Source organism: Thermus kawarayensis JCM 12314 (genome assembly GCF_055393575.1).
The window spans coordinates 785,184-797,500 of the sequence record NZ_AP043756.1 but is presented as its reverse complement, the minus strand read 5'-3'; the positions used below and the strand labels follow the sequence as shown (position 1 = coordinate 797,500).

General features: G+C 68.8%; 15 protein-coding genes (1 of these 15 only partly in view). 8 read left to right on the top strand and 7 right to left on the bottom strand.

From position 1 onward, the window contains the following. On the top strand, positions 1 to 304 hold the 3' portion of the coding sequence (moaA, locus tag ACZ5RK_RS04675) for a GTP 3',8-cyclase MoaA (protein WP_464909857.1). Its footprint begins 674 nt before the window's first position; the window shows 304 of its 978 coding nt (coding positions 675-978); the start codon falls outside the window, past its left edge; its stop codon occupies positions 302 to 304. Here moaA and ACZ5RK_RS04670 read toward each other — a convergent pair. Continuing rightward, positions 282 to 1,112, bottom strand: coding sequence for a DMT family transporter (locus ACZ5RK_RS04670; protein ID WP_464909856.1), 831 nt, complete (start codon positions 1,110 to 1,112; stop codon positions 282 to 284). The genes moaA and ACZ5RK_RS04670 overlap by 23 nt on opposite strands. 17 nt (positions 1,113 to 1,129) lie before the next feature. Here ACZ5RK_RS04670 and ACZ5RK_RS04665 point away from each other — a divergent pair, with 17 nt between their 5' ends. Genes ACZ5RK_RS04665 through dusA form a run of 5 tightly spaced genes read left to right on the top strand, consistent with a single transcriptional unit; the run spans position 1,130 to position 4,950 of the window. After that, the gene (locus ACZ5RK_RS04665) at positions 1,130 to 2,122 is read left to right on the top strand and encodes a polyprenyl synthetase family protein (RefSeq protein WP_464909855.1); all 993 of its coding nucleotides are present in this window, start codon (positions 1,130 to 1,132) and stop codon (positions 2,120 to 2,122) included. 7 nt (positions 2,123 to 2,129) lie between these two features. Further along, entirely contained in the window at positions 2,130 to 2,321 is a 192-nt protein-coding gene (locus ACZ5RK_RS04660) for a hypothetical protein (RefSeq protein WP_464909854.1), read from the top strand. Next, entirely contained in the window at positions 2,309 to 2,905 is a 597-nt protein-coding gene (locus ACZ5RK_RS04655; protein ID WP_464909853.1) for a hypothetical protein, read from the top strand. Before ACZ5RK_RS04660 ends, ACZ5RK_RS04655 begins: the two co-directional genes overlap by 13 nt. A gap of 1 nt (position 2,906) precedes the next feature. Continuing rightward, positions 2,907 to 3,929, top strand: a complete 1,023-nt coding sequence (gene ispH / locus ACZ5RK_RS04650) for a 4-hydroxy-3-methylbut-2-enyl diphosphate reductase (RefSeq protein ID WP_054647748.1) — start codon at positions 2,907 to 2,909, stop codon at positions 3,927 to 3,929. After that, positions 3,922 to 4,950, top strand: a complete 1,029-nt coding sequence (dusA, locus tag ACZ5RK_RS04645; RefSeq protein WP_464909852.1) for a tRNA dihydrouridine(20/20a) synthase DusA — start codon at positions 3,922 to 3,924, stop codon at positions 4,948 to 4,950. The genes ispH and dusA overlap by 8 nt, the downstream gene beginning before the upstream one ends. On the opposite strand, the gene ACZ5RK_RS04640 is transcribed toward dusA, so the two are convergent. From ACZ5RK_RS04640 to glgC, 6 genes are read right to left on the bottom strand one after another with little or no spacing between them, the layout of a single operon-like run. Next, positions 4,846 to 5,478, bottom strand: a complete 633-nt coding sequence (locus ACZ5RK_RS04640) for a tetratricopeptide repeat protein (RefSeq protein WP_464909851.1) — start codon at positions 5,476 to 5,478, stop codon at positions 4,846 to 4,848. The two genes, dusA and ACZ5RK_RS04640, sit on opposite strands and share 105 nt — an antisense overlap. 1 nt (position 5,479) lies before the next feature. Continuing rightward, entirely contained in the window at positions 5,480 to 6,793 is a 1,314-nt protein-coding gene (locus ACZ5RK_RS04635; RefSeq protein WP_464909850.1) for a glycogen synthase, read from the bottom strand. Further along, positions 6,793 to 7,170 (bottom strand): gamma-glutamylcyclotransferase family protein, encoded by a 378-nt coding sequence (locus ACZ5RK_RS04630; RefSeq protein WP_464909849.1) that lies wholly within the window; start codon positions 7,168 to 7,170, stop codon positions 6,793 to 6,795. Before ACZ5RK_RS04630 ends, ACZ5RK_RS04635 begins: the two co-directional genes overlap by 1 nt. After that, positions 7,170 to 7,844 carry a response regulator transcription factor gene (locus ACZ5RK_RS04625; protein ID WP_464909848.1) on the bottom strand — a complete coding sequence of 225 codons (675 nt, stop codon included), beginning with the start codon at positions 7,842 to 7,844 and terminating at the stop codon, positions 7,170 to 7,172. Before ACZ5RK_RS04625 ends, ACZ5RK_RS04630 begins: the two co-directional genes overlap by 1 nt. Before the next feature lie 17 nt (positions 7,845 to 7,861). Beyond that, positions 7,862 to 8,548 (bottom strand): SagB/ThcOx family dehydrogenase, encoded by a 687-nt coding sequence (locus ACZ5RK_RS04620; RefSeq protein ID WP_464909847.1) that lies wholly within the window; start codon positions 8,546 to 8,548, stop codon positions 7,862 to 7,864. Positions 8,549 to 8,550: 2 nt separating this feature from the next. Next, positions 8,551 to 9,795, bottom strand: a complete 1,245-nt coding sequence (glgC, locus tag ACZ5RK_RS04615; RefSeq protein WP_464909846.1) for a glucose-1-phosphate adenylyltransferase — start codon at positions 9,793 to 9,795, stop codon at positions 8,551 to 8,553. Between the two features lie 67 nt (positions 9,796 to 9,862). Between glgC and ACZ5RK_RS04610 the strand changes: the two genes are divergently transcribed. After that, the gene (locus ACZ5RK_RS04610) at positions 9,863 to 11,950 is read left to right on the top strand and encodes an AAA family ATPase (protein ID WP_464909845.1); all 2,088 of its coding nucleotides are present in this window, start codon (positions 9,863 to 9,865) and stop codon (positions 11,948 to 11,950) included. A 10-nt stretch (positions 11,951 to 11,960) separates the two neighbouring features. Then, a complete protein-coding gene (locus ACZ5RK_RS04605) occupies positions 11,961 to 12,317 on the top strand; it encodes a hypothetical protein (protein WP_464909844.1) in 357 nt (118 codons plus the stop codon).

The window sequence follows — 12,317 nt, the reverse complement described above, 5'->3', positions numbered from 1 at the left end:
CCACGACCCCACCTCCCCCGCCCGGGTCTTCCGCATCCCCGGGGCCAAGGGCACGGTGGGCTTCATCAACCCGGTGACGGAACCCTTCTGCTCCAACTGCTCAAGGCTTCGCCTCACCTCGGACAAGAAGCTCAGGCCCTGCCTGCTTACGGATCTGGAGATGGACATCGCCTGGGCCTTCGCCGCCCCCGAGCCGGTGGAGGCCCTGGTGGACGCCATCCTCATCGCCACCAACCGCAAGCCCGCCTTCGGCAACACCCTGCCCACCCTGCGCAAGCGGGTCATGCTGGGGATCGGCGGATAGCCTGAAAGGTGGCCAGAACCACCAAGGACGCCCCCAGAACCCCCGTGAGGCCCAGGCGCTCGCCCAGAAGAACGAAGGCGAAGAGGGTGGCCCAGACGGGCTCCAGGGTGTAAAGCACCGCCGCCTGGGGCGCAGGGACGTGCCTCTGCCCCCAGGTCTGGAGCCAGGTGGTGAGGGCCGTGGCCACCACCCCCAGGTAGAGCACCGCCCCCCAGGGGACCTCCCGGGAGAGGCCCCCTTCCCCCAGGGCCCAGGGCCAGGCCAGAAGGGCCGTCCCTACCACCTGGACCGCGGTGAGGGGCAGGGAGGGAACGGCCTTGGCGTGGACCTCGAGGCGGAGGATGTAAAGGGCGTAGGTCACCGCCGTGGCCAGGGTCCAGAGGTCCCCCACGTTGAGGGGAGGCTGCTTGGGGTCGTAGGAGAGAAGCCCCACCCCCAGAAAGGCCAGGAGGGCGGCCCTTCCCACCCGCCCCACCCTCCTTCCCCCCAAGGATAGGAGAAGGGGCACCAGGACCACGTTCAGGGCGGTGATGAAGGCGCTCCGGCTGGCGGAGGTGTACTGGAGGCCGATGGCCTGGCTGGCGTACCCCAAAAGCAACCAAAAGGCAAGCTCCATCCCCGGCCCAAAGGCCCCCCTGGGCAGGCGCACAAGCCAGGGAAGGAAGAAAAGGCTCGCCACCAGGAAGCGGAGGAAGACCAAGGCGCTGGCGGGCATGGTCTCCACGGCCCCCTTCACCACCACGAAGGTGGTGCCCCAAAGGAGGGTAAGGAGGTTGAGGGCGAAAAGGCCCAGGGCGTAGCCGCGCATGGCCTAAAGTGTAAGGCATGGTGCCCGCGCCCGATACGGTCCGGCAGGCCATCCAGGAAGGGCTTCTTTCCCGCCTGGACCACCCTGACCCCTCCTACCGGAACCTCCTCCAGGAATATCCCAAGCGAGGCGGGAAGATGCTCCGGGGCCTCCTCACCTTCTACAGCGCCCTGGCCCACGGGGCCGGGGAAGAGGCCGCCCTTCTCGCCGCGGAGGCCATGGAGCTTTTCCAGAACTGGGTGCTGGTCCACGACGACATAGAGGACGGGTCGGAAGAGCGCCGGGGCCGCCCCGCCCTCCACCGCCTCCACCCCATGCCCCTGGCCCTAAACGCCGGGGACGCCTTGCACGCCGAGATGTGGGGGCTTTTGGCGGAAGGGCTCTTTAGGGGGCTTTTCGGCCCGGGGGTGCTCCGGGAGTTCCACCAGGTGGTGCACCGCACCGCCTACGGCCAGCACCTGGACCTCCTCTGGACCCTCACGGGGAGGCTGGACCTCCGCCTCGAGGACTACCTCCACATGGTGGCCCACAAGGCCGCCTACTACACCGCCGTGGCCCCCCTGCGCCTGGGAGCCCTCCTCGCCGGGCAAGAGCCCCCCGGGGCCTACGAGGAGGGGGGCCTGAAGCTGGGCACGGCCTTCCAGATCGTGGACGACATCCTCAACCTGGAGGGGGACGAGGCCTACGGCAAGGAGAGGGCCGGAGACCTCTACGAGGGCAAGCGCACCCTGATCCTCCTCCGTTTCATAGAAGAGGCCTCCCCGGAGGAAAGGGCCCGGACGGAGGCCCTCCTCCGCCTTCCCCGGGAGGCGAAGCCCGTGGAGGAGGTGCGCTGGCTTTGGGAAAGGCTCCTGGCCTCCCGGGCCCTTTCCTGGAGCAAGGCCACGGCAAAGAGGCTCAAAGAGGAAGGGTTCCAGGCCCTCCTTCCCGCCCTGGAGCGCCTTCCGGGAAAGGAGGCGGCGGGCCTCCTCCGGGGACTCCTCACCGCTTTGGTGGAGCGGCGGGCATAATGGAGCCATGCAGGGGGTGCGCTTCAAGGTCATCACCGGGAACGACCCGGACATATTCCAGGAGAGGCTGAACCGCTTCGTGGAAAATCTGCCGGAAAACACCGTCCTGGTGGAGGTGAGGTTCGCCGTCTCCGAGGGACCCTCCCCCCTCTTCGCCGCCTTGGTCCACTACAAGGAAGTGGAGGAATGGCAGGAGTAGAGGCCTTCCGCTTCTTCCTGGCCCTGAAGGGCGAGGCCAAGCGGGAGGAGGTGCGGGCCCGGTTTCCCCGGCTCGTCCCCTTCCTCAAGGCCCTGGGGGAGGAGGTGGAGGCCCGGGGGGAGACCCTCTACCTCAAAAACCCTCTCCGCCTCTCCTGGTTCGCCCCCCTGTTCGGGGCCTGGTACACCCCTTTGCTCCCCGAGGCCGAAAGGACCCTGGCCCTGGAAAGGCTTTTGGAGGCCGCCTTCCGCTCCGCCGAAGCCGGGGAGGCCCCGGTGGAGGGGGAGGGCCTCCTCAGGATAGCCCGCCTCTTCCAAGAAGGGAGCCAAGCCCTCCTCAGAGGAGCCCACCGGGAGGCCCTCCACCGCTATGGGGAGGCCCTGGGCCTCCTGGAGCAGGCGGGGCTCCCCTTCCCTGCCACCGCCCTGGCCCTCCTGGCCTGGGCCCAGGAGGGCTTCCGCCCCGGGGGGAGGGGCAAGGAAACCGCCCGCAAGGCCCTGGAGCGGGCCCAAACCCCCTTCGCCCGGGAGGTGGCGGAAAGGGTCCTCGCCCAGGCCACAAAGGGGGGGAGCCCCGGGCCCTAGAATGGGGGGCATGGCGGGGCTTCGGCGGGTCTACCTGGCCCGGCCCCGGGGGTTCTGCGCCGGGGTGGTCATGGCCATTGAGGCGGTGGAGCGTTGGGCGGAGGCCCTAAAAGAAAAGGGCGAACTCGTGGTCTACCACGAGATCGTCCACAACCGGGTGGTGGTGGAGCGTCTCCGGAGGAAGGGGGTCCACTTCGTGGAGGACCTGGCCGAGGTGGAAAGGCTGGGGCGGGAAAGACGGCTTGCGGGCACGGTGGTCTTCTCCGCCCACGGGCATCCCCCCGCCGTCCGCAAGCAGGCGGCGGAGATGGGCCTCACCATTTTGGACGCCACCTGCCCCCTGGTGACCAAGGTGCACACCGAGGCCAGGCGCTACGCCAAGGAGGGGTACTGGATCCTCCTCATCGGGGATTCCGCCGACCACCAGGAGATCAAGGGGACCTACGGGGAGGCCCCGGAAAGGACCCTCCTGGTGGCGGTCCACACCCACGTGGGCAAGGACCCCCGCCTGGCCGACCCCCGCACCGTGGAGGTGCCGGACCCCGAGAAGGTGGTGGTCCTCACCCAGACCACCCTGAGCGTGGACGACACCCTGGCCACCGTTGAGATCCTCAAGCGGCGCTTTCCCAAGCTCGTGGTGCCTCCCCGCAAGGACCTCTGCTACGCCACCCAGAACCGCCAGGAGGCGGTGAAGCGCATCGCCCCCCGGGTGGAGGCCTTTTTGGTCCTCACAAGCCCCCACTCCTCCAACGGGATGCGCCTTTTCGAGCTGGCCCAGGACCTCACCGGGCGGGCCTACCGCCTCGAGGGCCCGGAGGACCTGCGCCCCGAGTGGCTTCTCGGGGTGGAAAACGTGGGGGTAACCTCCGCCGCCAGCACCCCCGAGGACCTGGTCCAGGGCCTTCTGGCAAGGCTCAGGGCCCTAAGCCCGGGCCTAGAGGTGGTGGAGGAGGGGGAGTGGGAGGCCATCAGCTTCCGCGAGCCCAGGCCCCTCGCCCCCGAGGAGGTCCTGAAGGGTGCTTGACCTGAGGCTCTCCGTGGCCCCCATGGTGGACCGCACGGACCGCCACTTCCGCTTCCTGGTCCGCCAGGTGAGCCTGGGGGTGCGGCTGTACACGGAGATGACCGTGGACCAGGCGGTGCTAAAGGGAAACCGGGAGCGCCTCCTCGCCTTCCGCCCCGAGGAGCACCCCATCGCCCTGCAGCTTGCGGGCAACGACCCCAAGAGCCTGGCAGAAGCGGCCAGGGTCGGGGAGGCCTTCGGCTACGACGAGATCAACCTCAACCTGGGCTGCCCCTCGGAAAAGGCGCAAGAAGGGGGGTACGGGGCCTGCCTCCTCAGGGACACCCCACGGGTAGCGGAAATCCTTAGGGCCATGGGCGAGGCGGTGGGGGTGCCGGTGAGCGTGAAGATGCGCCTGGGCCTCGAGGGGAAGGAAACCTATCCCGCCCTGGCCCACACCGTAGCGGGCTTCGCCGAGGCCGGGGTTTCGGTCTTCATCGTCCACGCGAGGAGCGCCCTCCTCACCCTCTCCACGAAGGGGAACCGGGAGATCCCTCCCCTCCGGCACGAATGGGTCCACCAGTTGAAGGAGGACTTCCCCCACCTCACCTTCGTCACCAACGGGGGGATAAGGAGCCTGGAGGAAGCCCTCCTCCACCTGAAGCGGGTGGACGGGGCCATGCTGGGGCGGGCGGTCTACGAGGACCCCTTCGTCCTGGAGGAGGCGGACCAGAGGGTCTTTGGCCTGCCCCATAGGCCAAGCCGCCTGGGGGTGGCCCGGCGGATGCGGGCCTACCTGGAGGAAGAGGCCCTAAGGGGCACGCCCCCCTGGGCGGTCCTGAGGCACATGCTCCCCCTCTTCCGGGGAAGGCCCAAGGGGAGGCTCTGGCGCAGGCTCCTCAGCGAGGGGCGCTCCCCGGAGGCCCTGGACCGGGCCCTACGGCTTATGGAGGAGGAGGTAGGTCAGGAGGGCGAGGAGGAAAACCCACACCCAAAGGGGCACCCGGAAGGAGCGCCTGGGCTTGCCCGTGAGGGGGTCTAGGACGGGGGGCGGGGCCATCTTCAGCCGGGCCGCCCGCTTCATGTGGGCCACCATCCTGTCCAGGTCCCCCTTCCGCTTGTAGAGGGCGGCCAGGTTCTCGTGGAGAAGGGGGTCGTCGGGGGCGAGCTTCAGGGCCTTTTGGTAGAGGACGAGGGCCTCCTCCACCTCCCCCCGCTCCAGATGGAGCGTGCCCAGGTTGGTGAGGGCCCGGTGGTGCAGGGGATCCAGCTCCAGGGCCCTTCGGAACCGCGCCTCCGCCTCCTCCCGCCTCCCCTCCCCCACCGCCCTCACCCCCAGGACCACCTCCTTCTCGGCGGCGAAGAGGGGGTCCTCCAGGGTCTCGGGGGCCTCCTCCAGAAGGGCAAGGCCCTTCAGGAGCCGCTCCTTTTCCCCTTCCGGGAAGCCCTCGGCGTAGGCCCGGGCCCCGGCGTAGTCCCTCCGCCGGAGGAGCCTGAGGAAGTGGAGGAGGGCCTGGGCCTTGGGATCCCCGGAAAGGGCCCCCGCCTCCAGGTCCTTCACGCCCTCCATCCTAGCCCAAGGCCTCCCGGTACACCTCCCGGTAGGCCCGGGCCGGGCCTTCCCAGGAGAAGTCCTTCTCCATACCCCTAAGGCCCATCTCCTCGGCCCCCAGGCGGAAAAGCCGCAAAACCCCGTAGAGGAGGCCCTCCGGGTGGTAGCTCTGGAAGAGGACCCCGGTCCGGCCGTCCTCTACGGTGTCCTTGAGCCCCCCCACGGCCCGGGCCACGGGCGGGGTGCCGTAGCGGCTTGCGATCATCTGCACGAGGCCACAGGGCTCAAAGCGGCTCGGCACCAACAGGGCTTCGGCCCCGGCGTAGGCCAGGCGGGCCATGGGCTCGTGGTAGGCGGGGAGGAAGCGCACCCGCCCGGGGTAGGCCCTTTCCGCCTCCTCCAGGGCCTGGGCGAGCCCCTCCTCCCCCACCCCCTGGGCGTAGAGGCTGAAGCCCATCTCCACCAGGCGGGGGAGGGCCTGGAGCAGGAGGTCCAGCCCCTTCTGGGCGTCCAGGCGGCCCACGTAGGCCAGGATGGGGGGCTTAAGACCCGTCCTTTCCCGGAAGGCCTCCCTGGCCCGGGCCTTCCCCGAGGGGTCCTCCCGGGTGTAGGGGGCGGGGAGGTGGGGGTCTTTGGCGGGGTGGTAAACCTCCGTGTCCAGGCCGTTCAGGATGCCCCTGAGCTTCCCGGCATGCCTCCTTAGGACCCCGTCCAGGCCCATGCCGAACTCCGGGGTCTGGATCTCCTCGGCGTAGGAGGGGCTCACCGTGGTGAACCGGCGGGCGAAGACCACCCCCCCCTTCATCAGGTTCACCCGGCCGTAGAACTCCAGGGCCTCCATGTGGAACAGCGTCCAGGGAAGCCCGGTCCAGTGGAAGAAGGGCCCGGGGTCCACAAGGCCCTGGTGGGCCAGGTTGTGGATGGTGTAGACGGTGGGGGCGTAGAGGGCGAGGAGGGCCGCCGTCCAGTCGTGGGCGTGGACCAGGGGGTAATCCCGGGCCACCTCCTTGGCCGCCAGGGCGAAGCGCAGGTAGCGCTCCAGGTCGTCGGGGTAGCCGTAGACCCGTTCCCGGCCGAAGCCCTCCACCTGGAGGAGAAGAAACCGCACCCCCCCTTCCACCCGCTCCCCTAAAAACGCCCTTTCCTCCCGCCCGGCGAAGGCGAAGGCCACCTCCCCCGCGCGCCTCGCCTGAAGCCCCCCGTGCCAGGGAAGGAGGACCTCCGCCTCCACCCCAAAGGGCCTCAGGGCCTTGGGGAGGGCCCCCACCACGTCGGCAAGCCCCCCTACCTTGACCAGAGGGTAGGCCTCGGGAGCCACGTGAAGCACGCGCATCAATCCCCTCCCTTCCAAACCCCTTGGGGAAGGGACAGGGCCCCCTCGAGGCCGCCCAGGTACAGGTAGGCCCAGGCCTCCACCGGCCCCTCCGGGGTCTGCGCCACCATACGCACCCTCCGGTACTCCATCCCCTCCTCCTCCAGCTCGTCCAAAAGGGGAAGGGCCTCCGGGGCCAGGCAAAGCACCTCCCCATACACCCTCCCCTCCCCCGGCACCATGGCGGGGTAGGGGTAGGGGCGGTGGGGACCCTGGGGAAGGTGGTAGAGGCGAAACCCCTCCACCCACCCCGGGAGGACCCGGTGGAGGTAGGGGGCCACCAGGGGGTGGTTCCTCTCCCCCCGCTTGAGGGTCCCGTAGACGAAGACCCGCTCCACTACTCCCCCAGAAAGCGATACCCCAGGCCCACCACCGTCTCTATGAAGCGGGGGGCCAGGGGGTCGTCCTTGAGCTTTTTGCGAAGGAGGCGGATGTAGGCGTCCACCACCCTTTCGTTCCCCTCAAACTCGGGCCCCCAGACCCTCAGGAGGAGCTCCTCCCGGGTGAAGACCCGGCCCGGAGCCTGGGCCAGGGTCAGAAGCAGGCTCGTTTCCGTGGGGGAAAGCTTAAGGGGCTCCCCTTCAAAGAAGGCCTTGCGGGCCTCGAGGTCCAGCTCCAAAGGCCCAAAGCGCCGCCTCCCCTCCTTCCCGGCCCGGCGGAGGAGGGCCTTGATGCGGGCGAGGAGTTCCTTGAGGGAAAAGGGCTTCCCTAGGTAGTCGTCCGCCCCCTCCAAAAGCCCCTCCACCCGGCTGTCCTCATCCGCCCGGCCCGTGAGGAGGAGGACGGGAAGGAGGGGGTCTGAGGAGCGGAGGCCCTTCAAGACCTCCAGCCCCTCCATATCCGGCAGGCCCCGGTCCAGCACCACCAGGTCCGGCCTCGCCCCCTCCCACACCCGGTCCAGGGCCTCCCTCCCCGAGCGGGCCCACCCCACCTGGAACCCCTCCTTCTCCAAAAAGCGCTTCACCAACTCGCCCACCTGGGGGTCATCCTCCACCAAGAGAATCCTTCCCATAATGTTTCCCCGAATACTCACCGCCCCAGAACCAGCACCACCCCGGGATACTCCCCCTCCGGCAATCCCAGAAGCCGCGCCACCGCCTCGTCGTGGAAGGTCTCCGCGGGATAGGCGGCCAGACCCTGGCCCACCGCGGCAAGCAAGGCGAGGGAAGCGGCGTAGCCTGCCTCTAAAAGAGCATACCGGTACCCCCTAAGGCCGTACAAGGCCTCGCTCCTCTCCGGCACCAGGGTGAAGGCAAGGAGGGCCGCCGCCCTTTCCAGGGCGAGGCCCATGAGGGCCTCGGACCAAGGGGCCACCTCGGCCCGGGGGGAGATCTGGAAGAGCTGGTGCTCCTTGGAAAAGTAATGGTAGACCCCGGGGAACATCCCTTCCACCCGGAGGGCCACCAGGTAGGCCTCGAGGGGATAAGCCTCCCCCGCCGAGGGGAACCCCCGCCGCCCTTCCCGCTCGGCCAAGGGGTAGAGCACCTGGGAGAGGTCCTTCAGGGTGAGGGCCGAGCCCACCTCGGGAAGAAGGGGCCTCAGGTGGGCCATGGCGCGAAACAAAGGGGGGCCCCCCTCCCCCCGGAAGGGGGGCAGGGCCTGGGTTTCCAGGGGGTTGGCGTAGACCTTGGCCTTGGGTTTCCGCCTCAAGGGGAGCTCGTCTCCCGGGCTCAAGCGGGTGAGGCGGTAGAAGAGCTTGCCGGGGTGCTTCTCCATGGCTAGAAGCGGTAGCCCTTGGGCACCACCACCACGCCCTCGGGGGTCACGGTAAAGCCCCGGGCCCGGTCCAACTCCAGGTCGTAGCCGATCTCGGTGTGGGGGGGGATCTTGACGTTCTTGTCCACGATGGCGTTCCTGATGCGGCAGTAACGGCCCACCTCCACGTCGTCAAAGAGGACGGAGCGCTCCACCAGGCTATAGGAGTTCACCCGCACCCGGCGGAAGAGGACCGACTCCCTCACCGTCCCCCCGCTCACGATGACCCCGCCGGCGAGGAGGCTATTCAAGGCCCGCCCCACCCGCTCCCCGGTCTCGTGGACGAACTTGGCCGGGGGGCTGAAGAGGTTGGCGGTGCGGAGGGGCCACTCGGGGTTGAAGAGGTCAAACTCGGGGACCACCTTCACCAGGTCCATGCTGGCCTCGTAGTAGGCGTCCAGGGTCCCCACGTCCCGCCAGTAGAGGTTGGGGCCCTCCTGGCCGGGGATGGGGTTGCGGTGGAAATCGTAGGCGTAGACCCTGTACCCCTCCTTGAGGGCCCGGGGGATCACGTCCTTGCCGAAGTCGTGGGCGCTGGTCTCGTCCCGGGCGTCGGCCTCCAGGAGTTCAAAGAGGGCCTCCGTGCGGAAGATGTAGTTCCCCATGGAGGCCAGGGCCAGATGGGGCCTCTGGGGGATGGGCTTGGGGGTCTTGGGTTTTTCCTGGAACTCGGTGATGCGCCACTCCTCGTCCACCTGCAAGACGCCGAAGCGGCTTGCCTCCTCCACGGGCACGGGGTAGGCGGCGATGGTGATGTCCGCCCGCTTCTCCCGGTGGTACTCCACCATGTGGCGGACGTTCATCTTGAAGATGTGATCCCCCCCGAAGACGGCCACCGCCTCGGGGGCGTGGTTCTGCACCAGGTGCAGGTTCTGGTAGATGGCGTCGGCGGTGCCCCGGTACCAGACGGGCCCGAGCTCCTCATAGCGGTACATCTGGGCGGGCACCAGGAGGATGAAGTGGTCGTCCAAGAAAGCCCCGAAGCGCCAGTAGCGCTGGATGTGCTCGGTGAGGGACTGGGCCTTGTACTGGGTGAGGACGTAGATGGCGTAGATTCCCGAGTTCACGAAGTTGTTCAGGACGAAGTCAATGATGCGGTACTTGGCCCCGAAGGGCACGGCGGGCTTGGCCCGCTTGGCGGTGAGGGGATAGAGGCGGCTTCCCTGCCCCCCGGCCAGAACCATCCCCAAGACCTCCACCTTGACCATGGAATCCCCCTTTGCCGGTAGTTTACCCTAGGGCCCCGGGGACAAAGGCCCGGGTATAGTGGGCGCGATGAGGGTCTCTGCCCTTCGCTGGTTCGCCCCCCCCACAAGGCCTAGGCCCGCCCCGCCCTTCTTCGGCCAGGAGCGGGCCCTGAAGGCCCTGGAGGCCGCCTTTCGCCAGGGGGGGCACGGCTACTTGGTGGGCCCAAGCGGCCTGGGCAAGCGCAAGCGCCTCCTGCGCTACCTCACAGGGCGCACCTTCCCCAAGGAAGAGCTGGTCTACCTTCCCCTGGGAGAGGAGGCCTTCCCCCTCCTCCTCCCCGAGGGGGAGGGCCGGGCCCTTTTGGAGGAGGTGGAAGCCCTTCTCTCCGAGTTCACCCCGGCCCTCTTCCGGGAAAAGGGCTTCCTCTACGCCAAAAGCCTGGTGGAAGCCCGCTACCAGAAGGAGGCCGAGGCCCTTCTGGAAGCCTTAGGGGAGGAGGCCAAGTCCCACGGCTTCGTCCTGGAGGAAGGGGAGGAAAGCCTGAGGCTCTCCGGCCAGGGCCCCCTGCCCCCGGAGCTTTCCGCCAGGCTGGAGGAGACGGTCTTGGCCTACGTGGAGGCCCGGCAGAAGGCCCAGGCGGAGGTGGCCGCCTTAAGGCGGAGCTTCGCCGAGCGCTTCCTCTCGCCCAGGGCGGAAAGGCTTAAGGAGCGCTTCCCCGAGGCCAGGGCCTATGTGGGCTGGGTGCTGGAAACCCTCCTCCGGGCCGCCGCTCTGGAAGAAGAGCTGGAGGCCTCAACCCTCCTCCCCCACCTCCTGGTGGCGGGAGGGGACCGGGTGGTCTACGAGCCCAACCCCATCCCGGAAAGGCTTTTCGGCCACCTGGAGTACGAGGCCCGGGAAGGGGTCCTCACCACCCACCTGGGCCTTCTCCGTCCCGGGGCGTTGCACCGGGCCACGGGAGGGGTGCTGGTCCTCGAGGCCCACCGGGTGTGGGAGCTGGGGAGCTACCCCCTCCTCAAGCGGGCCCTGGCCACCGGGGAGGTGGAGCCCCTCACCCCCAGGCCCGAGGTCAAGGGCCCCCGGCTCAAGCCCGCTCCCCTCAAGGCCCAGGTCTTCCTGGTGGGCCCCCCGGAGGTCATGGCCTTCCTGGAGGAGGATGAGGAGTTTTTGGAGCTATTCCCCTTCCGGGTGGAGTTCAGCCCGGAGATCCCCTACACCGAGGAGAACCTGGCCTACCTGGGAGGGTTCCTGGAGGCCGAGGGCGTCCCCCTTACCCCCGAGGGCCTGGCCGCCCTGGCCGACGAGGCCCGGCGCCTGGCCGGCCACCGGGAGCGCCTGGACGCCCGGCTTTACCGCCTCTTGGACCTGGCCCGGGAGGCCCAGGGCCTGAGGGCCCCCGTGGACGGGGAGGCCGTGCGGGAGGCGGTGAGGTCCCGGGAGGAACGCTTTGGCCTGGAGGAGGAGCTCTACCTGCAAGAGATCCGGGAAGGGGTGGTGGCCCTGGAGGTGGCGGGGGAGCGGGTGGGTGAGGTGAAGGGCCTGGTGGTGGTGGAGGGCCCCCTTCCCATGGGCCGCCCCGTGCGCATCACCGCCCAGGCGGGTCCGGGGCGGGAAGGGGTGCTCTCCATAGACCGCGAGGTGGGCCTGGGGGGCCAGGTCTTCCACAAGGCCGTCCTCACCCTGGCCGGGTACCTGCGGGGCACCTACGCCCAGGTGGGGGCCCTCTCCGCCACGGTGAGCCTGGTCTTTGAGCAGAGCTACGGGGGCCTCGAGGGGGACTCGGCGGGGCTCGCCGAGCTCCTGGCCGTCCTCTCGGCCCTCTCGGGCCTGCCCTTAAGGCAGGACCTGGCGGTCACCGGGGCCATAGACCAGACGGGAAGGGTCCTGGCCGTGGGCCGGGTGACGGAGAAGGTGGAGGGCTTCTTCCGGGTCTGCCAGGCCCTAGGACCCACCGGCACCCAAGGGGTGGTCCTGCCCAAGGCCAACCTCCCCCACCTCACCCTGCGGGAGGAGGTGGTGGAAGCGGTGGAGAAGGGGCGCTTCCACCTCTACGCCGTGGAGGAAGTGGACGAGGCCATGGAGCTCCTCTTCGGCCGCAAGGCCTACTGGGTGCACGAGCGGGTGCGGGAGGTTCTGGAGCACTTCCAGAAGCTGGAGAACGGGGAGGAGAAGTAAACTTAAGGGGATGGCCAAGAAAACACCCCCTTCCAAACGGCAGCTAGAACTGCGTCTGAGCGGCCAGATCTTTGAGATCCCGCCCCTCTGGGACGTCCTCCTCATCGGCCGCCTCGCTCCCATCGGCCCCGAAGCGGCGAGGCGCATGGCGGAAAGCCTGGCTCCCGGCCAGTTCACCCTCCTTAAGGTGGAGAAGGGGCCAGTGGAAGCCTTCCTGGTCCGGAAAAGCCTTCTGCGAGCCCTGGCACCTGAGGCCCTGGAGGAGGTGCTCCTGGAAGAGCTTGCGCCTCTCCTTTCCGAGGAGCAAGTGGTGCGAGCCCAGGTGGAGGTGGTGCTTCACACGGGGAGGACCATCCGGTTAGACTAG

What these genes read in the sequence shown, in the direction of transcription:
- ACZ5RK_RS04670 (WP_464909856.1), bottom strand. Translation starts at nt 1,112, where the DNA reads ATGCGCGGCTACGCCCTGGGCCTTTTCGCCCTCAACCTCCTTACCCTC.
- ACZ5RK_RS04665 (WP_464909855.1), top strand. Translation starts at nt 1,130, where the DNA reads ATGGTGCCCGCGCCCGATACGGTCCGGCAGGCCATCCAGGAAGGGCTT.
- ACZ5RK_RS04660 (WP_464909854.1), top strand. Translation starts at nt 2,130, where the DNA reads ATGCAGGGGGTGCGCTTCAAGGTCATCACCGGGAACGACCCGGACATA.
- ACZ5RK_RS04655 (WP_464909853.1), top strand. Translation starts at nt 2,309, where the DNA reads ATGGCAGGAGTAGAGGCCTTCCGCTTCTTCCTGGCCCTGAAGGGCGAG.
- ispH (WP_054647748.1), top strand. Translation starts at nt 2,907, where the DNA reads ATGGGGGGCATGGCGGGGCTTCGGCGGGTCTACCTGGCCCGGCCCCGG.
- ACZ5RK_RS04640 (WP_464909851.1), bottom strand. Translation starts at nt 5,478, where the DNA reads ATGGAGGGCGTGAAGGACCTGGAGGCGGGGGCCCTTTCCGGGGATCCC.
- ACZ5RK_RS04635 (WP_464909850.1), bottom strand. Translation starts at nt 6,793, where the DNA reads ATGCGCGTGCTTCACGTGGCTCCCGAGGCCTACCCTCTGGTCAAGGTA.
- ACZ5RK_RS04625 (WP_464909848.1), bottom strand. Translation starts at nt 7,844, where the DNA reads ATGGGAAGGATTCTCTTGGTGGAGGATGACCCCCAGGTGGGCGAGTTG.
- ACZ5RK_RS04620 (WP_464909847.1), bottom strand. Translation starts at nt 8,548, where the DNA reads ATGGAGAAGCACCCCGGCAAGCTCTTCTACCGCCTCACCCGCTTGAGC.
- glgC (WP_464909846.1), bottom strand. Translation starts at nt 9,795, where the DNA reads ATGGTCAAGGTGGAGGTCTTGGGGATGGTTCTGGCCGGGGGGCAGGGA.
- ACZ5RK_RS04610 (WP_464909845.1), top strand. Translation starts at nt 9,863, where the DNA reads ATGAGGGTCTCTGCCCTTCGCTGGTTCGCCCCCCCCACAAGGCCTAGG.
- ACZ5RK_RS04605 (WP_464909844.1), top strand. Translation starts at nt 11,961, where the DNA reads ATGGCCAAGAAAACACCCCCTTCCAAACGGCAGCTAGAACTGCGTCTG.